Genomic DNA, 26,593 nt, shown 5'->3' with positions numbered 1-26,593 from the left:
GCGAAGGCGGGGATCCAGGGCTCTTGCGACTGAGGTCACTCCTCTGGGCCCCCGTCCCCGCCTTCGCGAGGACAGGCTCTTCGCGGGGGCGACGAACACCGGGGTCGCGAGACTCGTTTTCGACCGCCTTTCCCCGCCACGCGACAGAGAGGGCGATCCGATACACTCAAATACTTACGTTTCTGTTTCTTGAGAGGGCTATGGGGCGGACGGCGAAGTCGCCCAGGCTTTCGCTCTCGCGCGTCGCCTCGCAGCGTGCGCGCCGGAAATTCGTCGCCCAGCGGTCGCCTAAGAAGTGCGTAGAGCGCCTGCAGTTGCCGCAAGCGTGACCGAAGAGCCGGAGTTAGGCGCAACGCAGACGCCACATGTTTGACACAGTCGCCAGCAAAAGTATGATGCGCCTCGCATTTTAGTGCGGCTCGTTTGTTCACAGCTCGGCTTGACTGAATCGGAAACGGTTCTGCAGGCCACGTCTTTGTTGGGGTTTCCATGAATCGCAGTCGTTGGGGGTTGCAGAGCGCTTGTGCGCTTCTGCTGATGAGCGGTGCACTTTGTCTGTCGGTTGTCGCGTCAGCGACCGCCCCAATTGGCGAAGCGAGTGGACAGCTGTCTTCTTGGCTGGGAGCGTTCTCAGGCTCGCCAAAGACTGACCTGCCCACCGCAGTCAGTGAATGCCCCCTGCTGCCGATCGCCCTGCCCGCGTCCGCCCTGAATGGCGTCGCGCCAGGCGCCCCACTACCGCGCCTCACGCGTGGAACGGCCAGCAACCACTTCAGCTGGCTCAGCTGGACCGGCAGCGAAGACCTGGAGCTGTTCGGCTACAGCCTGAAACCCCCCGGCGACAGCCACACCTATCTCAATCCCGACGACGCCAGCGACCTGGCCGTCGATGCCGGCGACTGGGTGTGGACGCAGTCCGCGGCCATGAACACCTCGCTGGTGCAGACCAAGCTGGATGCCCTGCGCTATGTCGACGTGATCGTGCCGGTGTGGGCACAGGCACGTGATGCCAGCAGTCGCCGCCAGCTCCAGGTGCAGCGTTTCGTCTGGGTTCGCCTGAACAACTTCCGGCTGTCGGCTACGCCCTGGATCGAGCTCACGTATCTGCGCGATGCGAGCTGCGACAACCGTCCACCCCGCTTCATCACCGAGCCGCCCCGTTTCGCTCGTGTCGGACGCCCCTACCGCTACGACTCGGCCGCGCGCGATCCGGACCAGGATCCGGTCACCCTCATCCAGACCCTGGGGCCGGTGGGTACCGCCTTCGACCCAGTCACCGGCCGCCTGACCTGGACCCCGAACGCGGCCCAGCTCGGCCTGCACGCCATGGGCTTGCGCGCCGCCGACCCCAAGGGTGCCAGCAGCGACCAGAACTTCGACGTGCGGGTGGTGCAGGATTTCTGCGCGATTTATCCCATCACCTTGCCTTCTGCGGTGCTGGATGGGCTGTCGGTGGGCGCCACGATCAACCAGCTGCCTCGTGGCACCGGCCCGGGCAACTTCAGCTGGCTGAGCTGGAGTGGCGCCACGGATGCGCCGACGCTGGCCAACAGCCTGCAGCCGCCGGGCGACAGCTACACCTATCGCAACCCGGACAACAGCGCAGATCAAGTGCTGAACATCGCCGACTTCGCGCAGGGCGCGACGGGTTCGATGAATGCCGCCGCCGTTCGCGAGGCGCTCGATAGACTCAAGCAGCAAGACATCCTGCTGCCGGCCTGGAGCGAACGCCGCGGTCAGGGCAGCCGTTTCGACTATCGCGTGCACCGCTTCATACGTGTGCGCCTGCTCGACTACCAGCTGACCGACCAGGGTTGGCTGAGCTTCGAATACAAGGGCGAGGGGCAGTGCTACAACACGCCGCCGGTGGCCCAGCCGCAGCGCCTCACTACCCCGGAAAACGTGCCCTTGCCGCTGCAGCTGCAGGGCAGTGATGTTGATGGACAGGCACTCAGCTTCAGTGTGCCGAGCGCGCCTGCGCATGGTCGCCTTGAAGGCGCAGCGCCCAATCTCATCTACGTGCCCGACGCCGACTTCAATGGCGAAGACGCGTTCGAGTTCACTGTGTTTGACGGCATTGACGAGTCCGTGCCCGCGCGCATCGAGATTCTGGTCACGCCGATCAACGACGCACCGATCGCCCAAGCGCAGCACCTCGAGACCGCCGAAGACACGCCGCTTGCCCTCACCCTTGAGGGCAGCGATCCCGAGGGTGCGGTGCTCAGCTTCCGCGTCTTGCGTGGCCCGCTGCACGGCAGCCTGCAGGGCAGCCCGCCTGCGTTGGTCTACCAGCCGGCGCCCGACTTCCACGGCATCGACAGCCTCGAGTTCGTGGTCAACGACGGTGAGATCGACTCGGCGCCGGCGACCGTGCGCATCACGGTGACGCCGCGCAACGATGCGCCGATCGCGCAGCCGCAGCAGCTGAGCACGCCGACCGGCGTGGCCCTGCCGATCACGCTGGCCGGCGACGACCCTGACAACGACCCCCTCGAATTCCGCGTGGTGCAGGCGCCCGCCAACGGCAGCCTGAGCGGCAGTGGCGCGACGCTGGTCTACACCCCGCAGGCCGGCTTCCGCGGTGAGGACAGTTTTGACTTTGTCGCCAACGATGGCGAGCTGGACTCTGCGCCGGCGATCGTGCGCATCGAGGTGGTCGGTAGCAACAACGAGCCGCCGCGGATTGTGAGTGAACCGGTCACGGCCGTCGATGAAGGTGCCAGCTACAGCTATGACGTCGACGCGATCGATCCGGATGGCGATGCGTTGCGCTACGTTCTCGAGCATGCCCCTGCGGACATGCAGATCGATCCCAACACTGGCTTGATCGGCTGGGCGCCGACGCAGGATCTGGTCGGCCCGAACCTGCAGCCGAACCTGCTTTGCCTGCGCCCTGGGGTATCGGTCAACAGCGCGCCACCCGCCGCGGATGTCGTGTTCGTGGTCGACGAGTCAGGTTCAATGTCGGGCGAACATGCATGGCTTGCCGACGTGGGGCTGCCCCTGGAAGCGCACCTCGCCACCAATGGCGTGGGCGTGGGCGCAGCGATCAACCGCTATGGCGTACTGGGCTACGACCCAGTCCCTCGGCCGCTGCCTGTCGAAGGAGCGAACCTTGGCTCAATCCGCGGCTTCGAGGCTGCCGCAGCACTCCTGCGAATCGCGGGGTCCGGCACCGAGGACGGCTGGCGCGCGGTCCGCTATGTGCTGCAGCAATATGCGCTCAGGCCCGAGGTCGCGAGAAACATCATCCTGGTCACCGACGAAGATCGGGACAACACGGACGCGACGATCACCTACGACTCGCTGCTGGCGGAGCTCCTCGCCGAGCGGGCAACGCTGAACGCTGTGGTTGATGTGCAGCTGCGCTGTGGCGACAACTCGGTTGCCGTGGGTCTTGCCGCCGCTGGCGTGGGATTCAAGGCGGACGGTCGAGGCGGCTATACGGTGTGCTCTGGCGCACGTGCGCAGGGCGGCTATGGCACCACCATCGCCGACTACGTCAACCTGGCGCTCGCCACCGGCGGTGCCGCCTGGGATCTCAATGCATTGAGGCAGGGCGGGCTGCAGGCGCAGTCCTTCACCAACGCGCTGATCAGCGTGAAGGTGCGTGAAATTCTTGAGCAGGTTCCGCCCACACCGCAGGCCGATCTGTTTGTGGCCGACCTCGTAGCTCAGCAGGCTGGCCAAGTGCAGGTGCTAGTCGGCAATCGCGGCCGTGCAGGGACCGCACTCGGCAGCGAGCTCGTGCTGCTGGCCGATGGCCAGGAGCTGGCCCGCCAGCCGGTGCCCGCGCTGGCGGTCGATACAACGCACGCGCTCAGCTTCGCAGTTGACCTGATCGCACTACAGCCGGAGCGTCTGCAGGCACGGATCGAGTTCCCGACGCCGGTCGAGGAATGCAAGACCGACAACAACTCGGTGGATGCGCGCTGGGTGCGAGCCAGCGCAACCGATCCAGCGGGTCTGTCCGATCAGCAGAGCTTCTCGATCCAGCTGCGCGACAGCAACGCAGCGCCGAGCATCGTCTCGCAGCCACTGCTGGCAGCCTCGGTGGGCGGGCGCTACCAGTACCAGATCGAAGTGCAGGATCCCGATCGAGGCGATGCCCACGAGCATCGGCTGCTGCAGGGGCCGATCGGCTTCAGCGTCGACCGCCTGAGCGGCCGCGCCAGCTTCGTGCCGTTGATCTCCCAGGCGGGCACGCACCCCGTCGACATTGAAGTGCGGGACCTGGCCGGCGCTACCGTTCGCCAGCAGTTCCAGCTCGAAGTCGGCAGCACGTACATTGCGCCGCGCTTCGTCTCCGAGCCTCCGCTCAGAGCGATCCAAGGCACCCAGTACGACTACCTCGCGCAGGTACAGTCCGATCCTTCCGCTACGTTGCAGTACGACGTGTTCCTTGGCCCTCAGGGCATGAGCATCGATGCCAACGGCGCAGTCGCATGGGCGATACCTGGCGACTTCTACGGTAAGGTCCATCGAGTATTGCTGCGCGTGCGCGATCAGTACGGCAACTACGACCTGCAGATGTTCGTCCTGCAGGGCGATCGTCCCAACGTGGCTCCGACCATTACCGGCACGGCGGCGGTGACGGCGCCGTTGGGGGTCAGCTACTCGTTCGATGCGAACGTCAGTGACCCCAATGTTCTCGAAGCCCATGTCTGGCGCGGCTTGGCCCTACCGGCTGGCGCCACCATCAATGCCGGTACGGGTGTTGTGCAATGGCCCGCCGCTGCGGTCGCGGCGTCCAGCCCCGGTGCTGAGATCGGCGCGTACAACGCGCAGTGCCTTGCCATCGATCCGCAGGCGGCCAGCCTGTCGCTGGTTCCACTGCAGACCGCTGCCTTTGCCACTCGGGTTGCGCAGCCTCTGGTTGGACCTCTGGTCGACCGCAACCGCGACGGCCGCCTGGACCACCGAGACGGCGTGGCCGTGGTGGCCATCTCGCAGCGCGATACCGAGGTCACAACGGCGCGCATCCACGCGTTCGACTACGAAACCCTGACCCGCCGCTGGAGCTACAACGGCCGCGTGCCTGACTGGTACGTCGCGCCGGCCATGGGCGATCTGAAGGGTGACGACCAGGTCAGCATCCTGTTCGTCGACACCCAGGCGCGTCTGGTCGCGCTGGACGGCGAGGGCAGCCTGCGCTGGGTCAGCGAGGTTCCAGTAGGCGCGGGCTCCCTGCGCCATGTTTCGATCAGCCTGGCTGATCTGGACGGTGACCGTGAGGCCGAGATTCTGGTCGGGCCCTCGGTCTTCGATGCTGACGGGCGCCTGCTTTGGCAGTTCCCGACGTACTCCTCTTCGCAGAGCACACCCCTGGCAATCGATCTGGACGGTGATGGCCGCATGGAGGTCTTGCATCGTCACCAAGCGCGCAGCCACAGCGGGCAGCTGCTGTGGACCACGCCAAGCGGCAGCACCACCAACGTCATGTACAGCGTGTTCGCGCCCATCACCCTGGCCGATGGCAGCTTGGGCATCGTCGCCAGCGAGCAGACCAGTCCGGGCGTGCGCCTGTCTCTGCTGCGCGCCGACGGTACTCAAGTCTGGCGCCGTGAGGGCACTGAGGCAGGACTGGTCGCGACGCCGCTGGTGGCGGACTTCGACGGCGATGGCGTGCAGGAGATCTTTCTGCCCTCCAGCGGCGCCCTGTATGGCTCTGACGGGCAGATCCGGTGGACCGCCGGCGGTACGGCTTGGCCACGGACGTCCTTCCGTGCGGCGGTGGCGGGCGACTTCAACGGCGATGGCGCCATCGAGATCCTTGGCTTCAGTAGCAACGGTCTGACTGCACTCAGCGGGGCCAGTGGCGCCCTCCTGGCCAGAGACGCCGGTTGGACCGACAACGCCAGCTATCACATGGTGCCGGGTGTGCTTGACGTGCGCGGCGACGGCGATGCGCGCCTGTTGGCCGCGGGCGCAGGTGGCCTGCGCAGCTACCGTCCGCTGAGTGGCCGCTGGCGCTCGCAGGTGCGGGTGTTCCATCAGCAGGCCTGGGCGGCGGATCGCGTCACCCCACAGCTGTTGATTCCGCCTGCGCAGGCCGGACGCGCGCATGCGCCGATGCAGCTGTTGGCAGTGGCCGAGGCGACCGGTGATGCTGGCCTGCTTTCCGACCTGCACCTGCTGGCGCCGTCGGCGGTGCCACAGGGCACAGGCCTGCAGCTGCGCAGCACCATCACCAATCGAGGCACGCTGGCCAGCCGCGGCTTTGCGGTCGAGTTCCGACGCGGCAGCCCAAGTGCGCCGGGAACGCTGCTCGGCCGCGTCGAGCAAGGGCCACTCGCGCCCGGTGCGAACGTGGCGGTCACGCTCGATGACATCAGCCTTGATGTGGTGGGCCGAGAGGAGTTCTACGCTGAGCTGGTGACAGACGCGACCGAGCTGGAATGCGAAACGCGCAACAACCGCGCATCGGCACGCGTGTTTGAAATCGCCGTCGTCGACTACGGTGGTCTCGAAGCGCAACGCGCGTGGGCTGCAGGTGTTCTGGAGCGGCGCGATACGCCGCGCTTCACCAGCATCGCGCCCACCGTTGGCGTTGCCGGTGAGCTCTACCGCTACCATGCTCAGGCCGTGACAAGTCACGTTGGCGACAGCCTGAGCTACACCCTCAGCTCCGCGCCTGCCGGCGCCCGTCTGGATCCGGTCAGTGGCGAAATTGAATGGCGACCGGGCTGGAGCCAGACCGGCAGCTTCCGCTTCACGATCACGGTGAGCAGTCTGTCCGGACGGGCCGGAGCGCAGAGCTGGAACGTGGTCGTCGGCCCCGCCACCGCCCCCAACACAGCCCCGGTCATCACCTCTACCCCGGTCCTGCAGGCCAGCATTGGCGAGCCCTGGTCCTACCTGATCGAGGCCGAAGACGCCGAGGGCCACGCATTGAGCTATGCGCAGGTCAGCGGCCCGGTCGGCCTGAGCATTGATGCAGCTGCGGGCTATGCGCGCTGGACACCGACCACTATCGGCACCGCGAGCGTGGAAGTGCGGGTCACCGATGAGCGCGGCGCGAGCACTACCCAGAGCTTCCAGATTCAGGTCACTAGCACGCCCAACCGCGCCCCGGCGTTCGACTCTGTGCCGCAGGGCATCGCCTATGTGGGTGAGACCTGGACCTATGCGGTGCAGGTCTCGGATCCGGATGGCGATGCCGTCCAGTTGGCACTGAACGCAGCGCCCTCAGCCCTGCTGTTCGACGCCTCACAGCAAGTGCTGAGCTACACGCCCACCGCGCAGGACATCGGCGCCCAGTTCATCGAGCTGGAAGCCAACGATGGTCGCGGCGGCAGCAGCCAGCAGCGCATCCAATTGCCGGTGGTGCAGGTGGTTCCGGGCAACCAGCCGCCGGGCTTGAGCGGCAGCCCCGTCACCAGCGCGATGGTCGGCATCACCTACAGCTACCAGCCCACGGCGAGTGATCCTGATGGCGACAGCCTGCTGTTCTCGCTGAGCACTTCCCCAGCCGGCGCGCAGATCGACCCGACGAGCGGGGCTCTGACCTGGACGCCTCGCGTTGCGCAGCTTGGAGCCCAGGCGTTTGTTGTGCGCGTGGACGACGGCCGCGGCGGCTGGGCGACCCAGAGTTTCAGCGTCGATGTTCAGCCCAACAACAACGCCACCCCGGTGATCACCAGCCTGCCCGGCACTCAGGGCAAGTCAGGGCGCGAGTACCGCTACAACGTCTTCGCCAGCGATGCCGATGGTGATGCGCTGATCTACAGCCTCATGGAGGCCCCTGCGGGCATGCAGATCGCTGCGGACGGCCGCATCACCTGGACGCCCGCCGCGGCCGGCAGCGTGCCGGTGCGCGTACGCGTGCAGGACGCTCTGGCCTGGGTCGAGCAGAGCTGGACGATCGACGTGGCCGCGGCGGACGTGCCGCTGCAGGCGCAGGTGAGCGTCAGCCCGAATCCGGCGCAAGCCGGCGCGCCTATCACGATCAGTGTCAGCACCAGCGGCGCGGCGGCGGCGATCACCGCCAGCGCGACCTTGAATGGCCAGCCGGTGGCGCTCGACCCGGACGGCAGCACCACGATCAACGCCCCCAGTCAGCCCGGTAACTACGCGCTGGTGGTGACCGTCAGCGACGGCTACGACACAGTGCAGACTACCGCCACGGTGAGCGTCGCCAATGCCGGCGGCAGCGTGCCGCCGACCGTAAGCATCCTGAGCCCGAGCGAATCGGCGAACGCAGATCTGCTGGTGGTCACCCAGCGCCTGCCGGTGCGCGCTTCGGTCAATGACGACAACTTGCGCAGCTGGGCGCTGGTAGTGGTGGAGCGCGGCGCGCGCCCGGGCGAATTCATTCCCGTCGCCAGCGGCAGCAACACCTTCAGCGATGTCGAGATCGGCACGCTCGATCCGACTCTGCTGCAGAACGGCCAGTACGCATTGCTGCTGCAGGCCGAAGACCTGTCCGGCAACAGGGCCACCGATCTGGTCGCCCTGTCGGTCGAGGGCGAGATGAAGATCGGCCACTTCTCGATCAGCTTCGAGGATGTGTCGGTGCCGGTGGCTGGGATCCCGGTCAGTGTGACCCGCACCTACGACACCCGCGTCCGCCACAAGCGTCAGGACTTCGGCCACGGCTGGTCGCTTGACTACCAGAATGTGCGCGTGCAGGAATCGCGCACTCCGGGCTTTGGCTGGAGCCTCAACACCTATCCCTCCGGCCCGCTCGGCCTGATCCCGAACTACTGCGTCGAGTCGGCGCTGGGCAATGTGGTCAGCATCGTGCTGGGCGACGGCCGCGTCGAGAAGTTCAAGGTCAAGGCCAGCCCGGCCTGCAACCAGGCGATTCCGTTCCTCGACGTCACTTTCGCGTTCGAGCCGACCGACGGTGCCCGCGGTCGTTTGGAGACGGTCACCCCCGTAGGCGGTCGTCTGGTCAACGGCAGCATTGCCGACCTCGCCGATGGCGGCCAGATCGCCGACCCCAACAACTATCGCTACATCGATCCCGAGGGTCGCGAGTACCGCATCGACCAGGGCTTTGGCCTGCGCGAGATCTTCGAGCGCGAGGGCGGCAACCGCGTCACCTTCGACCGCAGCGGCATCACCCACTCCAACGGCTTCGCTCTGCAGTTCACCCGCGATGCGCAGGACCGCATCACCCGCATCACCGGGCCCGGCGGCATCGACCTCAGCTATGCCTACAGCACTGAGGGCGATCTGGCGAGCGTCGAAGACGCCGAGGACAACCTGACCCGCTTCGAGTACCAGTCGGGCCACTACCTGCGTGACATCATCGATCCGCGCGGCGTGCGCGTCAGCCGCAACGAGTACGACGCCGACGGTCGCCTGGTCGCGGTGATCGACGCCGACGGCCACCGCGTCGAGTTCAGCCGCGACATCGACGGCCGTGTAGAGCAGCGCCGCGACCGCAATGGTCGCACCACCGTCTACGTCTACAACACGCGCGGCGACATCATTAGTGAGACCAATGGCGCAGGCGAAACCATCACCCGTACCTACGACGACATCGGCAACACGCTGAGCGAGACCGATGCGCTGGGCCGCACGCGGCGCTGGACCTACGACAGCCTCGGCAACGTGCTGACTGAAACCGACCCGCTGGGCGGCGTCACGCGCAGCGTCTTCGGCCAGTTCAACCAGCTGCAGACGTTGACCGACCCGCTCGGCGTGGTCAGCCTGCGCCAGACCTACCGCAACATCCTCGTGCAGGGCGTGCCGATCTATCCCGGGCCGCTGGTCAGCCTGACCGACGCCACCGGCGGTGTGACCGGCATGGGCTACGACCCGAGCAGCGGTGAGCTCACAAGCATCACCGATGCCAGCGGCGCGACCACCCGCTACGAGTACGACGCCAACGGCTTCAAGACCGCTGAAGTCGATGCGCTCGGACACCGCACCACCTACGTCAATGACGCCCAGGGCCGCCTCCTCGAAGAGCGCCGCAGCCGCACGCGCGCCGACGGCAGCACGGAAACCCTGGTCAGCCGCTACACGCTGGACGCCAACGGCAACGTGATCGCCACCGAGCACCCCGACGGCAGCATCAGCACCACGGTGTTCGATGCCAACGGCAAGCCGATCGAGAGCTGCGACCCGCTCAACCGCTGCACGCTGACCACCTACGACAACCGCGGCAACGTGGCGCGCGTGGACTACCCGGACGGCACCCGCGAGGCCAGCAGCTTCGACCCCAACGGCAACCTCATCGCCCACACCGATCGCGGCGGCCGCACCACGCGGCACGTGTACGACGAGGCCAATCGTCTGATCGAGGTCATCCATCCGGACGCCACGCCGGCAGATGACAGCGACAACCCGCGCTCGCGCAAGGCCTACGACGACGCCGGCCAGCTGATCGCCGACACCGACGAGAACGGCCACACCACCGAGTACCGCTACGACGCGGCCGGGCGCATGGTGCGCACCCTGTTGCCGGCGGTGGACGGCCAGGTGGCCGAGATCGTGGTCGAGTACGACCTCGCCGGCCGCAAGATCCGTGAGACCGACCCGCTGGGCGCGGTGACGCGCTACACCTACGACGCCGCCGGCCGCCTGCTCAGCACCGAGGCCCCTGCGGTGTCGGGCGAGCCGAACGCCATCGTCCGCACCGAGTACGACGCGGTCGGCCGCAAGACCGCCGAGATCGACGCCAGCGGTCGCAGCACGCGCTTCGGCTACGACGGCCTGGGCCGACTGATTCTGGTCGTGCTGCCCAACCCGGCCACCGGCGCCAACCCGGCCTTGGTCAACGGAAGCAGTCCGGATGCCGGCACGCTCACCACCCGCTATGCCTATGACGAAGTCGGCAACAAGATCCGCCAGACCGACGCCGAGGGCCGCGAGACCCGCTGGGAATTCGACGAGATGGGTCGCGAAACCGCGCGCATCCTGCCGGGCGGCGAGCGCGAGGAGAAGCGCTACAACGCTGCCGGCGAGCTGATCGAGCACACCGACTTCCGCGGTCGCGTGACCCGCTACACCTACGATGCCGCGGGCCGGCTGCAGACCATCGACTACCCGAGCGATGCCGATCACAGCTTCGTCTACAACGCCGCCGGTGAGCGCATCGAGGCCGTCGACGAGCGCGGCACCAGCCGCAGCGAGTTCGACGCCCGCGGCCGCCTGCTGCGCCTGCAGGACGCCGACGGCGGGGTGATCGACTACCGCCATGACGCAGTCGGCAACCTGCTGGAGCGCCGCAGCCCCAGCCAGACGCTGCTCTATCGCTACGACGCCCGCAACCGCCTGATCGAAGTCGAGCGCCGCGTGCAGGGCGAAGCGCCCGCGCTGACGCGTTACAGCTACGACGCCGCCGGCCGTCGCAGCACCATGGAAGGCGGCGACGGCACCCGCACCGAGTACGCCTTCGACAGCCGCCACCGCCTGCGCGGCCTGGTCAAGCGCAGCGCACTCGGCGCCCTGCTGATGGGCATGGGTTACCAGGTCGATGCCGACGGCCTACGCACCCAGATCAGCGAGTCCGACGCGACCGGCCTGGTGCGCACGGTGCAGTACGACTACGACGCGGTGAAGCGTCTGGTCGCCGAGCGCATCGATCACCGCATCGACCTGCAGGATCGTCAAGCGAGCTGGAGCTACGACCGCGTCGGCAACCGCCTGCGCCAGAGCGTCAGCGAAGCAGGTGCGGCGGCCGAAGTCATCGACTACGTCTACGACAGCAACGACCGCCTGCAGAGCGAGCGCGGCGCCGACATCGCCGACTACGCCTACGACCCTGCCGGCAACCTGCTCAGTCACGGCACCCCGACCGGAACCACCGAGTACGTCTACAACGACGCCGGCCGCATGCGCGAGGCGCGCAGCGCGGGTGAGGTGAATGCGTATGTCTACAACGCGGATGGGCTGCGGGTGCGCAGCACACGCACCCAAGGCGCCGACAGCGAGACGACCTGGATCCTGCAGGACCCGAGCTTCGAGTACGCGCAGTCACTGGAGCACTGGCGCAGCCAGAACGCCGGCCCGCGCCACGTCAGCGCCGTCTTCAGCTTCGGCGACGAGCTGCTGAGCCAGACCCGCTTCGACGCCAGCGGCGCACCCAGTACCGTCTGGCTGCAGACCGACGGCTTCGGCTCCACCCGCGCGGCGACAGACGCCAGCGGCAGCGTGATCGACCAGATCGACTACGACGCCTTCGGCAACGAGATCGGGCGCAGCGGCAGCACCGCGATCGAGCACCTGTACCGCGGCGAGGCCTTTGACCCGAACGTCGGCTTCTACTACCTGCGCGCGCGCTGGATGGATCCGCGGGTGGGGCGGTTTACGCAGCAGGATGCGTTTGCGGGGTTTGGCAGCGATCCGATGTCGCTGAATAAGTACCTTTATGCACACTCAAGTGCACCTAACTTCTCGGATCCTAGTGGGTATGTCTCGCTCGCGGAACAGTCCGCAGTATCGAACATCCAAGGGATCTTGCAGGTTATTGGGCGAGTCGACTCGGCCTTGAGACTCTATGGTCGAGTGAACTCTGCGGTAGATTTGGTGATGGGCCTGCGGCAGCTGCTCCTAATGTTCGAAGGGGACCTCTCCGCAAGCGTTCCCAGAACCTTCCCGCCGAGGGTGAATTTTGCCGACGCGGCGCAGACGTTTGTTGCAGGGGGAGCACGTGCCTTCGGAATTGGCAGTCCCAATTGGCTGGCGGGATATGTCGCTGATTATACGAAGGGTAGAAGGATGACCGCATACGTCATCTATCTGCCAGTATTGATCCCACAACTGCCGAGTCTCGTTAACGCAGGCGGTCGCAAAATAAACGGCAAACCTGTAAGGATAGGGTTGGGTGCGCCCGGTGGAAAGACTGGATCGCTAGGAGGGGTTGGTGTAGTGATGGGGAACGAGCGAATGCTATTCCGCATGGACATAGGAACGACTCCAACTGGACACATTACGGGTAGAGGCAATGAGCTGACAACCTTTGATGATGCGCCATTTAGCTTTCATGTCTACAGCTGGCGCGGTGGGCCACGATGATGGTATCCCGAAACCATAATGATGGATCAAGAATAGCCCTCCAGGCACTGCGGTTCTTCGCGTCAGAAGGCGATCTTCAGGTTGTTATTGCAGAGCGAGCTGCCTCGAAGTCCATTCCAGCTTTCTTCGAGGGAATTGATGGGGCTTGCGGAATGGAGAACTACCTGCTAGGGGTTGCGTGCATATTTGTAACCTACAGGGGGGCACTACTGGATGAATCGTTGGGTGAGGAGGGAATCGATGCGCTGGAAGATTTCTCCCACAGACTTCTCGTTTTAATGGGAGAAAACCGTGTCAATGCATGGGGCCGCAGCGAAGTCGTCGAGGGGAGAATCTGGTGCAGTCTTCGGAGGGATGCTGTTCGAGCGTACGAGCAGCTGCGTACCGAATGTGTTGTCGATGATTGCTGCCTAGAGTTCAAGATTGATGAGCTGATTGACCCAGATGAATTCAGGACTACGCCAGTTGCAAAGAAGTTCTTGAGCGAAAACTGAAGAGCGAGGAACTAGGGAAGCGCTAATCTCCGCGGACGCCCGGTCAATCGTCGAAACCTAGTCTACGCTTTCGAAGCTGGTGCTGCGGATGCTGCACAAGCCGCTTTGCTCCGTCAGGTTGCCCAGGAAGTGAGGGCGGCATATCCTCATGTGAAAATTGCTTTCCAGTGGATACCCTGATGAATCACAGGTTTTGTGGTGTCTTTAGATTCCAACGGCAGATGTATATACAGCGACAGGCCGATGCGAATGGGCCGGGTGTGGCCATCTTCCCGCCTAAGCCTCTATACAAGGGGCTTTCGGTACAGGGCTTCGCTGATGAAATCGAAAGCGCGCTCCGAGATTACACATCGCTTGGGCGGTCGATCTATTCCGATGAATGGGAGGAACTGAACCAAAAGCTGCTTTCATACTTTGGGGAAAGGTCCGTCTCGTCCTTCGAGCGAAACAAGAAGGAAGTCACGATTCGATACGAAGACAGGAGCGGAACATACACGCTCTTCGTCGGCAATAACGGTCGTGTGCTAGCGGAGGTGAGGTCAGCTCAAGATGCGGCCTGGGCGATCTACGAGTACCTTGGGGAGCCCAGTACAGTTCCAATCGCGTGACACTCGTCGAGCTCGATGACTCGATCAATGGCGAGCTTGACAGTCCGACTGACCTCAAGGCCGCAACGGTGCATTGCGAGTACCGCGACGCAGTCGGCCGCAAGACCGCCGAGATCGACGCCAGCGGTCGCACCACGCGCTTCGGTTATGACGGCCTGGGCCGGCTGATCCTGGTCGTGCTGCCCAACCCGGCCACCGGCGCCAACCCGGCCCTGGTCGACGGCAGTAGCCCCGACGCCGGCACGCTCACCACCCGCTACGCCTACGACGAGGTCGGCAACAAGATCCGCCAGACCGACGCCGAAGGCCGCGAGACGCGCTGGGAATACGATTCGATGGGTCGCGAAACCGCGCGCGTCCTGCCGGGCGGCGAGCGCGAGGAGAAGCGCTACAACGCCGCCGGCGAACTGGTCGAGCACACCGACTTCCGCGGTCGCGTGACCCGCTACACCTACGACGCCGCAGGTCGCCTGCAGACCATCGACTACCCGAGCGATGCCGATCACAGCTTCGTCTACAACACCGCCGGCGAGCGCATCGAGGCCGTCGACGAGCGCGGCACCAGCCGCAGCCAGTTCGACGCCCGCGGCCGCCTGCTGCGGCTGCAGGACGCCGACGGCGGCGTGATCGAGTACAGCTACGATTCGGTCGGCAACCTGCTTGCGCGCAGCAGTCCCAGCCAGACGCTGCTGTATCGCTACGACGCCCGCAACCGCCTGATCGAAGTCGAGCGCCGCGTGCAGGGCGAAGCGCCCGCGCTGACGCGTTACAGCTACGACGCCGCCGGCCGTCGCAGCACCATGGAAGGCGGCGACGGCACCCGCACCGAGTACGCCTTCGACAGCCGCCACCGCCTGCGCGGCCTGGTCAAGCGCAGCGCACTCGGCGCCCTGCTGATGGGCATGGGTTACCAGGTCGATGCCGACGGCCTACGCACCCAGATCAGCGAGTCCGACGCGACCGGCCTGGTGCGCACGGTGCAGTACGACTACGACGCGGTGAAGCGTCTGGTCGCCGAGCGCATCGACCACCGCATCGACCTGCAGGACCGCGTTGCCAGCTGGAGCTACGACCGCGTCGGCAACCGCCTGCGCCAGAGCGTCAGCGAAGCGGGTGCGGCGGCCGAAGTTATCGACTACGTCTACGACAGCAACGACCGCCTGCAGAGCGAACGCGGCGCGAGCATCGCCGACTACACCTACGACGCTGCCGGCAACCTGCTGAGCCACGCCACGCCGGGCGGCACCACCGCGTACGTCTACAACGACGCCGGCCGCATGCGCGAGGCACGCAGCGCGGGTGAGGTGAACGCGTATGTCTACAACGCCGATGGGCTGCGCGTGCGCAGCACACGCACCCAGGGCGCTGACAGCGAGACGACGTGGATCCTGCAGGACCCGAGCTTCGAATACGCGCAGTCACTGGAGCACTGGCGCAGCCAGAACGCCGGCCCGCGCAGCGTCAGCGCCGTCTTCAGCTTCGGCGACGAACTGCTGAGCCAGACTCGCTTCGATGCCAATGGCGCACCCAGCACGGTCTGGCTGCAGACCGACGGCTTCGGCTCCACCCGCGCGGCGACAGACGCCAGCGGCAGCGTGATCGACCAGATCGACTACGACGCCTTCGGCAACGAGATCGCCCGCAGCGGCAGCACCGCGATCGAGCACCTGTACCGCGGCGAAGCGTTTGATCCGAACGTGGGCTTCTACTACCTGCGGGCTCGGTGGATGGATCCGAGTGTGGGGCGGTTCCTGACCCAGGATCCCTTCGAAGGCTTGCTATGCATGCCTATGAGTCTTCACGATTACGTCTACGCACATAACGATCCGGTGCAACATGCGGATCCGTCAGGCTTGTTCATCGGGCTTGTCGGGATGACTCAGGCTGACTTCACCACCATGTACAACCGCGTGCAGGACGGACGACGTGCGTACAAAACGTTTGACCACATCCGGTCGACGTTGTGTAAAGGGCCCAGCACCATCGCAACTCGTTTGAATGGGCACCATGCCTTGCCAAAGTTTGCAGGCGGCGCGCCGGGACAGGTTCTGGCCGATATTCCGGAAGACGTGCACCATGCACTTCACCAGTTGCTCCACTACGCGTCGATTATCAATGGCTTCACGCCACCCAGCAGCAAAGCTTACGCTGGTCTGTTCATTGCGGATCGAACGCATCGAGCGGACTTCCTTAAGGTCCTCAGAAACGTGACTCGGTTCGTCGACACGGCCTGCGCAGGAAAGCCAGGAATTCCGATTACCCCCAAGATTCGCCAAGCGATCCGGCAGTTTGGATGGTCGTTCTAGATGACCGTGCCGGAGTGGTTGATTGAAGACGCGCGCCAGTTTCGGTGCCTCAAGTACGTCGCTAGCTCGAAGACTGCGCTCACAACGCCCTTCGGTTCGTTGAGGGCACGAATCGTCGCGAGTGGCGAGTTGCTCATGTTCGTGAGTTCAGGGGTGGAGAGCGAACTGGCCACGCTCGGCATTGCGAGGTTGTTGGGCGTGCGCGCCGCTGTCTGGCGGGCAGAGGTGAAGAGCGAAGAAGATCTCGATCGACTGTCCAAGAACATGCGACGGCTGCCCTGCAGCGCATTTGCTATGGCGATGCCAGCCGGGGAACTGTGTGAGCTAGTGCGTGAGTTCTCCAGCGCGGCAGCCATCACCAATCCGAGCGCTGGATTCGGGAGTAGGGCCCAGAGCTTCGCTGCGCACATCGCGAAGCAGCCGAACGAGCCAGTCCTGCTTACGTTCGATTCGCGAGATGACGGGGCGCGCGTCTACTACAGCAATGCCGCTGTTGAAGTAGTGATTCAATCTCTCGAGGGGCTCACTGACTATCGATAGAGCGAACCAGCTCCGCATGTCAATTGTGGGGGCGATCGGGCGTGACCTGTCCCTGACCTGCCCCCACCCAGCCGTACCAGCCGAAGCTAGGTAGAGTCCGTCACCCTGAGCGGACGGACATGCGCAAGCACCGTTCGGATTTTGTAGGGGAGGGACCATGAGCAAGCGAGGCGATCGAGGCAATGCCTACTTCATCTGCTGGGAGCACAAGGCGGGCGGCCTGCGCGCTTGGCTGCGCGACCGTCCTTCGTTGTCCGTCGAGGCAGAGGATCGCGAAGAGGCCGAGGAGGAGCTCGGCATGCAGGTCATGGAGTGGAATGGCGATGGCGAGGCCTGCTTCGAATGGGAGATCCACGACAATGCGCTGATAAACGAGTACCGAAGCCTGTCGTACAACGACAGCGTGGAGGTGTTGAATCCGCGCGAGGAGCTCTTTGCACAGGGGGTGTGCGGACGCTGTGGCAGCGGTATCGGCTCTCGCAACGAAGTGGCCGCGGTGCTGGCGCGCAGCCCGATGTCCGACATCTTTTGTCTAGAACGCCCGTTTCCCAAAGACATCTACCCCACCCGCACCTGCGTCTCCGAGCGCTTTCTGGAGCTGTTGAGCGCTGACGAGGTCGCAAGGTTGGAGCCTCGTGCGGTGGTGGCACCACCACGGGTGCGCATGCGCTACTACGAGATCTGCGGAAAGCCCGTAGCGCAGGCGCGTGCTCTGGTCGGCTGCCCCTTTCTCAACCAGGTGCACCAGTCCTGGCAGTGCACAGCATGTGGGCAGCACGCCTTCATGCAGGCCACTCCTCACAAGTCCGGCACGATCATTCTGTCCGAACAGGATCTTGGCTCTCAGTCGGGCGAAATGTTCCTCTATTGCAAGGGCGGCACGCGCGGCCCCGCCCCGGTGTTTTCCCTGACGCGCTGGAAAGCACTGCAGCAGGCTGCAGGCAAGCGGCTGAAGGGCCTGCTCAGTGGGCCGGCACTGGTGGTGCCCGAGGCGCTCTGCATGAAGGAACTGGACCTGCCGGACTACGTGGTTTAGACCTGCAAGGCAGCCACCAGCCCTTGCGTGAGCTCAGGCTGAGCAGCCACCTGCGCCTGATCGCGAAGCGCCGCAATCGTCGGGTTCCGAAGCCCTCGCCGAGCGCTTCCGGACGCTGGACTCTTCGCGCGACTGACCGCAGCTCCAGCGGCTGCAGCCATCCTCCTTGGCTTGCTACCGCCCCAACTCCAGCGACCCCAGCAGCACCCCCGCCTGCGTCCGGTTGCGCACGCCGAGACGCTCGAAGATCGCGCTGACGTGGGCTTTGACGGTGCGCTCCTGAATGCCGAGCGTGTCGGCGATCTGCTTGTTGAGTCGGCCCTGGGCCAGCAACTGCAGCACGCGGATCTGCTGCGGGGTCAGCCGCGCCAGACGGCTGGAAATGTCGCGGTCTTCGTCGCGCGCGGGCTGGGCTTCGACGGCGGATTTCAGCGCGGGCGGCAGCCAGGTCTCACCGGACAGCACGGCATCGAGTGCCGCGCGGATGCCTTGGAGGTCGAGGCTCTTCGGCACATAGCCGGCGGCGCCGTAGGCCAGGGCGCGGCGCACGATGTCGGGGTCGTCCTGCGCGGACACCATCAGCACCACCACGCCGGGGAACTCGCCGCGCAGTGCGGCCAGGCCCATCAGGCCCTGGCTGCCGGGCATGTTGAGGTCGAGCAGTAGCAGGTCGATTTCGGGATGCGCCAGCAACTGCGCGCGCGCGGCATCCAGGCTGTCGGCTTCCAGCACCAGGTGCGAACCGTCCAGTCCGCGCACGGCCTGGGCCAGCGCAGTGCGGAACAGCGGGTGGTCGTCGGCGATCAGCAGGGTGCTCATGCCCGCGATGGTAGCCATCGCCGCGGCGAGCGTCGGTAGGGCAAAGGTCCAGTGCCGGCCGCGGCGATTCGCCCCAGTACGGTGAACCAGCCGCGCGGCTGCACCAGATCGGGGCGTTTTGCTGCTGCGCCCATCCGGTCATAAGCAGCAAATTCAGAAGGTTGCCGGATTTCATGGTGCATCGCACGAGCTGGCACGCCCTGTGCTGACGCCCTCATCGGGGATTCACACACAAGGGGAGCGCCCATGCGCAGGCAGCATCAGGAGATCCGCCGATGAAGCTGATCACCGCCATCATCCGTCCATTCAAGCTCGACGAAGTGCGCGAAGCGCTGTCGCAGGCCGGCGTGTCCGGCATCACCATCACCGAGGTCAAGGGCTTCGGCCGGCAGAAGGGACACACCGAGCTGTATCGCGGCGCCGAATACGTCGTCGACTTCCTGCCCAAGGTGAAGATCGAAACCGCCGTGGCCGAGGACCGCGTCGAGGTGGTCATCGAGGCGATCAGCCAGGCCGCCCGCACCGGCAAGACCGGCGACGGCAAGATCTTCGTCACCCCCATCGAACAGGTGGTCCGCATTCGCACCGGTGAAACCGGTTCGGACGCGGTCTGAACAGCGCGCACAGGAGAAACGCATGACTACGAGCTACCTGTCCGCCCGCCTGCGCCGCGCGCTGTCGCCATTGCTGCTGGCCGCGCTGCTGTCATTCACCCACTTCGCCATCGCCCAGGACGCTGCACCCGTTGCCGAGCCCGCACCGGCAGCGGAACAGGCCGCACCCGCGGAAGTCCCGCCTGCGCCCGTTGCAGAGGCGGTGGCGACCGAGCCCGCGCTGGCTGAAGCTGCCGAGGAAGCTGCCCCCGAGCCCACCGTCGACAAGGGCGATGTCACCTGGATGCTGGTCGCCACCCTGCTGGTGGTGATGATGGCCGTGCCCGGGTTGGCCCTGTTCTACGGCGGCCTGGTGCGCTCCAAGAACATGCTGTCGGTGCTGATGCAGGTCACCACGGTGTTCTCGCTGATCCTGGTGCTGTGGGCGGTGTACGGCTACAGCCTCGCCTTCGTCGGCGGCAACGCCTGGATCGGCAGCCTCGACGCGCTGTTCCTGAAGGGCATCACCACCGAGTCGCTGGCGGCCACGTTCACCGATGGGGTGATGATCCCCGAGCTGATCTTCGTCGCCTTCCAGTCGACCTTTGCCGGTCTTACCTGCGCGCTGATCGTCGGTGCGTTCGCCGAGCGCATGAAGTTCCTGTCGGTGCTGGTGTTCGCGGTGCTGTGGTTCTCGTTCTGCTACCTGCCGATCGCGCACATGGTCTGGGCCGGCGGTGGCTACCTGTTCGAGAAGGGCGCCCTCGATTTCGCCGGCGGCACCGTGGTGCACATCAATGCCGGTGTGGCCGGACTGGTCGCGGCCTACATGGTCGGCAAGCGCCTGGGCTACGGGCGTGAGCATCTGACCCCGCACAACCTGGTGCTGACCATGGTCGGTGCCTCCCTGCTGTGGGTCGGCTGGTTCGGCTTCAACGCCGGCTCCAACCTCGAAGCCAACGGCGGCACCGCGCTGGCCTTCATCAACACCCTCATGGCCACCGCCGCAGCCGTGGTCGCGTGGTCGGCGGCCGAGGGCATCCTGCGCGGCAAGGCCTCGATGCTCGGTGGTGCCTCGGGTGCGGTGGCGGGCTTGGTCGCCATCACTCCGGCCTGCGGCAGCGTCGGCGTGATGGGGGCGATCGCCATCGGCCTGATCTCCGGCGTGGTCTGCTTCTGGGGCGTCACTGGACTCAAGCGTCTGTTGAACGTGGACGACACCGCGGACGTGTTCGGCGTCCACGGCGTCGGCGGCATCGTCGGTGCGCTGCTGACCGGCGTGTTCGCAGCGCCCAGCCTGGGCGGTGGCGGCGCGGACGACTTCTCGATTGCCTCTCAAGTGCTGATCCAGGCCGAGGCCGTGATCATCACCATCGTCTGGTCGGGCGTCGTCACCTTCGTCGCGCTGAGCCTGATCCGCGTGGTGCTGGGTCTGCGCGTCAGCGATGACGAACAGCGTGAAGGCCTGGATCTCAGCGCCCACGGCGAGTCGGCCTACAACTGAGTCAAGGCGCTGCGCTGGCCGGTCGGGGGATTGGGCCAGCGCAGCGCTCAAGGGGAGGAAGCGGAGCGGGCAGGGATGCCCATGACCACGGGAAGCCGGCACTGGGCGCCGCGCTGTCCCACCCAGCACGACTGTCGTTCGCGGGGGCTGCGACAGTCTGGCCAGAGGGCGAAGCCGGGGAACCGGCTTCGCCCTCACTTTTTGGGGCCGGGATTCGGGATTCGGGATTGGGGATTCGGGAGAGCCGGAGCGGCTCGCCGCGTGTGCTCAGGTCTCACGGAGCGCTTGGCCGATCCTCGCGCCACTGCTGTACCAAAGTACGATGGCCGGACGCGCGCTGCGCAACGAGCATCCGGGCATGTCTACGATTCGTTTCTCTGCCGGCATCGCCTGCTTTCTGCTCGCTGCGTGCGCCACTGTTCAAGCGCCGAACGAGGCTGTGCCCATGCGTCAATCCGACGTCCGCGAAAGCGTGCATCGTGCGCCTGACGATCTGCTCAGCGCGGGTCTCGGACTCGCGGGTCTGCAGCAGGTCAAGCCGCCTGCGCTGGCCGATGCGAGCGCGCCCACTTCCGCAGAACTGCGCCGCCGGGCGATCTGGGCCAACTGGCGCGGCATCGCCGATCTCGCGCCCGGCGGTGGCTTCGGCGAGGTCTATGGCGCTGTGCCGAGCGTGCCGGGGCGCGAGTTCCACGCCCTGGCCTGGCTGCCCGAAGCGCGGCATCCGCATCGGGTGCTGCTGCAGCTGCCGGATGCTTTCGATGCCCGCGCGCGCTGCCTGGTCGTCACCGCCTCCTCGGGCTCGCGCGGCATCTACGGCGCGATCTCGCTGGCGGGCGGCTGGGGCCTGCCGCGCGGCTGTGCGGTGGCCTACACCGACAAGGGCGCGGGTTCGGGTTTCTTCGATCTGGTGAGCGGGCAGGGCGCGGGGCTGTCGGGACTCGCCGAGGGTGAGCCGGAATTCGCGTTGGAAGCCAGCGGTGAGCCCCTGCTGGCGGTCAAGCATGCGCACAGCGGTGACCATCCCGAGGCCGACTGGGGCCGCCACCTGCGCCAGGCTGCCGAGTTCGGCTTGCAGCAGCTGAGTCGCGCGCTACCGGCGCAGGCGCCCTTCACCTTCGAGAACACGCGGGTCATCGCGGTCGGCGTGTCCAACGGCGGTGCGGCCGTGCTGCGCGCCGCGGCGGACGCCGAGGCCTGGTTGGATGCCGCGGTGGCGATCGCGCCGAACGTGCACGTCGCGAACCACGGCCGACCCGCCTTCGACTACGGCACCGAGGCCGGACTGCTGATGCCCTGCGCCCTGCTGGATGCGCGCTTCGATGCCATGCCATTCGCACGCACGCCGCAGGGCGCAGCGCCCGATTGGCGACGCGCCTGCGCGCTCGCGCACGAGGCCGGCCTGTTGGCCGCGACCACGTTTGATGCGCAGGTCGCCGAAGCCCTGCAGCGTCTTCATGAGGGTGGCTGGACCGACGCGGCGATCGCTGCGGGCGCGCTCAGCGTCAGTTTCGAAATGTGGCGTGCAGTCGGTGCCACCTATGCCTCGGCCTACCTGCGCCGCGGGCCGGCCGACATGCCCTGCGGATTCCGCGTCGCCGCGCTTGATGCGCAGGGGCAGCCGCGCGCTACGACGCCAGCTGAGCGCGTGCTGATCTGGAGCGATGGTTCGGGCATTCCGCCGACGGCTGGCGTGCAGCTGCTGTCGCCGCCGGAGCCCGACGTGCCGCCTGCACTGGCCGGCCTGCGCTGCCTCGCTGATCTTTGGGACGGCGACAGCGCAGACGCGCGCAGCCTGCGCGCAGCGGTGTCGCAGACGCAGGCAGGCCCGCCGCGCGCCGGCCTGCCGCTGACCGTGCTGCATGGGCTTGATGATGGCCTGATTCCCGAAGCCTTCAGCAGTGCGGCCTACGTCGCCCAGGCCGAGCACGCAGGACGCGCGCTGCGCTACTGGCAGCTTCCGCATGTGCAGCACTTCGACGGCTTCCTTGGTGCGCCGCCGCTGGCTGCACGCTACCTGCCGCTGATGCCGTATGCGTATCGCGCGCTGGACCAGGCCTGGGCCGATCTTGAGGCCGGTCGCGGGCCGCGCAGCGAGCGCGTGCGCGTGGCGGCCGAGCCGCGCGGCATCGAAGGCGCGGGCGCGGCGCCGCTGCGGGCTGAGCATCTGGCGCTGCCGTCGGATTGAGTTGCCGCGGCGGTTCGAGCTTGCCGCGCGGCTCTGCCCTTGCCCGCGCTCGCCGTTCGCACAGGCAATCGAGGTCACGTTCGCGATCGGCAGTGTGCGAGGTGTTTCAAACGCTTGGTGTGCAGATCAGTGTGGTCACAGCCTGCGACGGGTGTGGGCGACCGCGGGGTCGAGCTCATGGTGGGCCAGGGCCCACCCTATGCGGCGTTCGGCCGTGAGGCGGTGTTGGAGATCCAATGGCGGCTTCGCGTCCTGCGCCGACGTCGGGTTTCGCGGGGGACGATACCAAGCGCTTCCGATCGCATAGGGTGGGCCCTGGCCCACCATGGCCTTCGTACCGCCCCGGTGCCGGGATGCGAGCCCTTGCGACGGCGCCAAGCGCCCGCCACGCCGTCGGCCGCGACATACCCCTGTGCTAGCATCCCGGCGCATTGACGCAGGGCCCGCCGCGCTTGTTTCGCGGGCTCTGCGAACCGCGGTTTCCCTTGCGCCACGAGGCTTGCGATGAGCGCCAACACGCCTGATTTTTCCGCCTTCGATCCTGCCCGCATGGCCGAGCAGGTGATGGGCTTCTGGAACTCGATGGCGAGGCCGCAGCCGGCGCCGCCGCCGTCGCCCTTCGCCGCCTTCCAGCAGATGTTCGGCGCACAGCCGCAGCCGATGCCCGGCGCCGACCTGTTCGCCCAGGCCCAGCAGATGTACGGCCAGCTGCAGCAGGCCCTGCTGCCTGCGCTGGAGGCGCCGAACTTCGACGTCGACAGCCTGATGCAGCTGTGGCGCAAGACCTTCGGCGATGCGCCGGCGATCCCGCCCGCTCTGATGGTGCCGAGCTTCCTCGCGCCGATGGCTGGCGGCGGCTCGCCGGGCTTCGCCGCCGAGATGCGCGGCGCGCTGGGGTCGGCACCGCTGGGCCTGATGCGCGAGCACCAGCAGCGCTGGCAGGCCTTCGCGCAGGCGCAGATCGATCTGCAGTCGGTGATGGAGCGTTACAACACCCTGATGCAGAAAGTGCAGCGCGAAGGCATGGCCCGCTTCGAGGCCAAATTGCGCGCGCACAGCGAACCCGGCAAGCAGCTCGCTTCGGCGCGCGCGCTGTTCGATCTGTGGATCGACGCCAGCGAGGAAGCCTTCGCCCAGATCGCGCTCGGCCCCGAGTACCGCCACGTCTACGGCGAATTGGTCAACGCGCAGATGCGCGTCCGCCAGTGCGGCATGGCGATCGTCGAGGAGCAGCTGAAGGCCCTGGGCCTTCCCTCGCGTACCGAACTCGACTCCAACCACAAGCGCACGCACGAGCTGAGCCGCGAAGTGCGCGCGCTGAAACAGCGCATCGCTGAGCTGGAGCTGGCCGGGCAGGGCGCCTCGAGTGAGGCGCGGCGCAGGCCCGAGTCGGCCCCGCGCCCGACCGAACCCGGGTTCCGCGCCGAGACGTCCAGCGCCGAGACCCAGCCCAAGCCCCAGAGCGAGCGCACCAGCGCCAAGCCCAAGCCGCGCGCCAAGGCCGCGAAGCCCGCCGCCAAGGCCGCTGCCAAACGCGCGGTCAAAGCCAGCGCCAGCCGCAAGAAGGCCCTGCCGCCGCTGGCGGCGGTCACGCCGAAAGCCCCCGCCCGTGCACGCAAGGGACGCTGATCCATGCAGCCGATGAACTTTCCCTCGATGACCGGCCCGCTGGGCTTCACCCCCGCCAAGCTGATGCAGGATCTGCTCGACGCCCAGCGCAAGCTGCGCGAGGGCTTGGACAGCCTGCAGCGCGCCGGTGATGTCGACTACGGCGCGACGCGCAAGGAGCTGGTGTGGCAGGACGGGCGCGTCTGCCTGTACCGCTACCGCGGCGAGCGCGAGCCCACGGCCGCGGTGCCGATCCTCATCTGTTACGCCCTGGTCAACCGCCCCTACATGGTCGACCTGCAGCACGACCGCTCGCTGGTACGCCAGCTGCTGGCCCGCGGCGAGGACGTCTACATCATCGACTGGGGCTACCCGGACCGCAGCCACCGCTTCGAGACGCTGGACGATTACATCAACGGCTACCTGCACGCCTGCGTGCTTGAGGTCTGCCGGCGCCATCAGCTGGCCTCGATCAACCTGCTCGGCGTCTGCCAGGGCGGCGCGTTCTCGCTGTGCTACACCAGCCTGCACCCCGAGCGCGTGCGCAACCTGATCACCATGGTCACGCCGGTGGATTTCCACACGCCCGACAACATGCTGAGCAGCTGGACGCGCAGCATGGATGTCGACCTGTTCGTGGACACGCTCGGCAACGTGCCGGCCGACCTGATGAACCTCTGCTACCTCACGCTCAAGCCCTACCGCCTGTTCCTGCAGAAGTACGTCGGTTTCGTCGAGCAGATGGACGATCCGGTCGAGGTCGAGAACTTCGTGCGCATGGAGCGCTGGATCTTCGACTCGCCCGACCAGGTGGGCGAGGCCTTCCGCCAGTTCATCAAGGATTTCTACCAGGGCAACAAGCTGATGCGCGGCGATGTCTTCATCGGCGAGCAGCGCGTCGACCTGCGCAACGTGCGCTGCCCGGTGCTGAACATCTACGCCGAGCAGGACCACCTGGTGCCGCCGGACGCCTCGCGCGCACTCAAGGCCGTGGCCGGCACCCGCGACTACACCGAACTCAGCTTCCGCGGCGGCCACATAGGCATCTATGTCTCCGGCCGCGCCCAGCGCGAGGTGCCGGGCGCGATCGAGGAGTGGCTGCGCAAGCGCTGAGGCGCAGGGGAAGCTGGAATGATGGAGCAGGAGAAGGTCGTCGCCCGCGACGACCTGAAAGGCTGGATGTGGCTGCTGCTGGGTTTGCTGGCCGGGGCTGTGGCCAGCGCGATCGTGATGATGGTCGTGGTGTTCCCGCTGCAGCTCGCGGCGCAGCGGGATGCGCCGATCTGGACCGAGGCCGCCCCGGCCATGAAGCGCGGTCTGCAGACGCGCGCCTACCGTGACCAGAGCCCCTGTCCGAAGTCGACGCTGCAGATGCACGTGGGAACCTGGGAGGGTTCCGCCCAGCTTGAAGGCGGCGGGACTTCGCGCTGGCGCAATGTGCGGCGGGCGGACGGCCGCTTCGAGATCGCTTTCCTGGCCGAGGACGGAACGGTGCAGTCGGAGGAGCGCGGCTACTGGGCGATCACCGGCTGCATTTACGCCAGCCTGATCACCGAGGTCGACGGCGAGCCGGCGCTGTTCCAGGAGGTCTATCGCGTGCACGAGATCAGCGGCGACCACCTGGTCTACTCCAACTACCGCACCGGCAGTTCCTTCCAGCAGCGGCGGGTTTCCTCGACCGAGGAGTGAAGGACAAACGCGCGGCGCACGCCTCAGCGTTGGCTGCCCGCAGCGATTTCCAGGCCGGTGCCCGCCGCGGCGCTCGCGCCCGCGGAAGCAACCGTCCCCGCGTCTTCGCCCTGTCTCCTCCGGCTCGCACCTGTCGAGGTTGCGGCCGGAAGCCCGATCGCCCCCGACGCTGCCCGATGACCCTTGCCACCGGCCGAGCGCCTGCGCAGTATCGCGCCAGCCCACGCCCTGCCTCG

The 26,593-nt window shown here is 66.5% G+C and carries 12 protein-coding genes; 11 read left to right on the top strand and 1 reads right to left on the bottom strand.

Features of this window, described 5'->3' with window-relative positions; translation table 11 throughout:
* Positions 1 to 537 precede the first annotated feature (537 nt).
* The 5 genes from Q0654_RS03455 to Q0654_RS03435 all read left to right on the top strand — a co-directional run bounded on the left by Q0654_RS03455 (position 538) and on the right by Q0654_RS03435 (position 17,956).
* The gene (locus Q0654_RS03455; protein WP_298850495.1) at positions 538 to 12,972 is read left to right on the top strand and encodes an Ig-like domain-containing protein; all 12,435 of its coding nucleotides are present in this window, start codon (positions 538 to 540) and stop codon (positions 12,970 to 12,972) included.
* Positions 12,969 to 13,466 (top strand): hypothetical protein, encoded by a 498-nt coding sequence (locus Q0654_RS03450; protein ID WP_298850493.1) that lies wholly within the window; start codon positions 12,969 to 12,971, stop codon positions 13,464 to 13,466. The genes Q0654_RS03455 and Q0654_RS03450 overlap by 4 nt, the downstream gene beginning before the upstream one ends.
* Positions 13,467 to 14,070: 604 nt before the next feature.
* Entirely contained in the window at positions 14,071 to 16,380 is a 2,310-nt protein-coding gene (locus Q0654_RS03445; RefSeq protein ID WP_298850491.1) for an RHS repeat-associated core domain-containing protein, read from the top strand.
* Complete coding sequence (locus Q0654_RS03440) at positions 16,381 to 16,920, top strand: hypothetical protein (RefSeq protein ID WP_298850489.1); 540 nt, start codon at positions 16,381 to 16,383, stop codon at positions 16,918 to 16,920.
* A gap of 157 nt (positions 16,921 to 17,077) precedes the next feature.
* A complete protein-coding gene (locus tag Q0654_RS03435) occupies positions 17,078 to 17,956 on the top strand; it encodes a hypothetical protein (protein ID WP_298850488.1) in 879 nt (292 codons plus the stop codon).
* A gap of 174 nt (positions 17,957 to 18,130) precedes the next feature.
* Here Q0654_RS03435 and Q0654_RS03430 read toward each other — a convergent pair whose 3' ends face one another.
* On the bottom strand, positions 18,131 to 18,775 hold the full coding sequence (locus tag Q0654_RS03430) for a response regulator transcription factor (protein WP_298850487.1): 645 nt from the start codon (positions 18,773 to 18,775) through the stop codon (positions 18,131 to 18,133).
* Positions 18,776 to 19,050: 275 nt separating this feature from the next.
* Between Q0654_RS03430 and Q0654_RS03425 the strand changes: the two genes are divergently transcribed.
* The 6 genes from Q0654_RS03425 (at position 19,051) to Q0654_RS03400 (ending at position 26,357) form a co-directional block, all read left to right on the top strand.
* Positions 19,051 to 19,389 carry a P-II family nitrogen regulator gene (locus Q0654_RS03425; RefSeq protein WP_298850485.1) on the top strand — a complete coding sequence of 113 codons (339 nt, stop codon included), beginning with the start codon at positions 19,051 to 19,053 and terminating at the stop codon, positions 19,387 to 19,389.
* Between the two features lie 202 nt (positions 19,390 to 19,591).
* Complete coding sequence (locus Q0654_RS03420; RefSeq protein ID WP_298850718.1) at positions 19,592 to 20,872, top strand: ammonium transporter; 1,281 nt, start codon at positions 19,592 to 19,594, stop codon at positions 20,870 to 20,872.
* A gap of 322 nt (positions 20,873 to 21,194) precedes the next feature.
* Positions 21,195 to 23,060, top strand: a complete 1,866-nt coding sequence (locus Q0654_RS03415; RefSeq protein ID WP_343230115.1) for a 3-hydroxybutyrate oligomer hydrolase family protein — start codon at positions 21,195 to 21,197, stop codon at positions 23,058 to 23,060.
* A gap of 504 nt (positions 23,061 to 23,564) precedes the next feature.
* Positions 23,565 to 24,689: a class III poly(R)-hydroxyalkanoic acid synthase subunit PhaE gene (gene phaE / locus Q0654_RS03410; protein WP_298850481.1), complete on the top strand. Its 1,125-nt coding sequence runs from the start codon at positions 23,565 to 23,567 to the stop codon at positions 24,687 to 24,689.
* Between the two features lie 27 nt (positions 24,690 to 24,716).
* Complete coding sequence (locus Q0654_RS03405; RefSeq protein ID WP_298850716.1) at positions 24,717 to 25,781, top strand: class III poly(R)-hydroxyalkanoic acid synthase subunit PhaC; 1,065 nt, start codon at positions 24,717 to 24,719, stop codon at positions 25,779 to 25,781.
* 18 nt (positions 25,782 to 25,799) lie between these two features.
* Positions 25,800 to 26,357: a hypothetical protein gene (locus tag Q0654_RS03400; protein ID WP_298850477.1), complete on the top strand. Its 558-nt coding sequence runs from the start codon at positions 25,800 to 25,802 to the stop codon at positions 26,355 to 26,357.
* Positions 26,358 to 26,593 lie beyond the last annotated feature (236 nt).

Origin of the sequence: uncultured Aquimonas sp. (genome assembly GCF_937888285.1) — a bacterium.
Taxonomy (GTDB): Bacteria; Pseudomonadota; Gammaproteobacteria; order Xanthomonadales; family Xanthomonadaceae; genus Aquimonas.
Note: the sequence above shows the minus strand (reverse complement) of the source record. Positions and strands in the feature narration are given on the sequence as shown.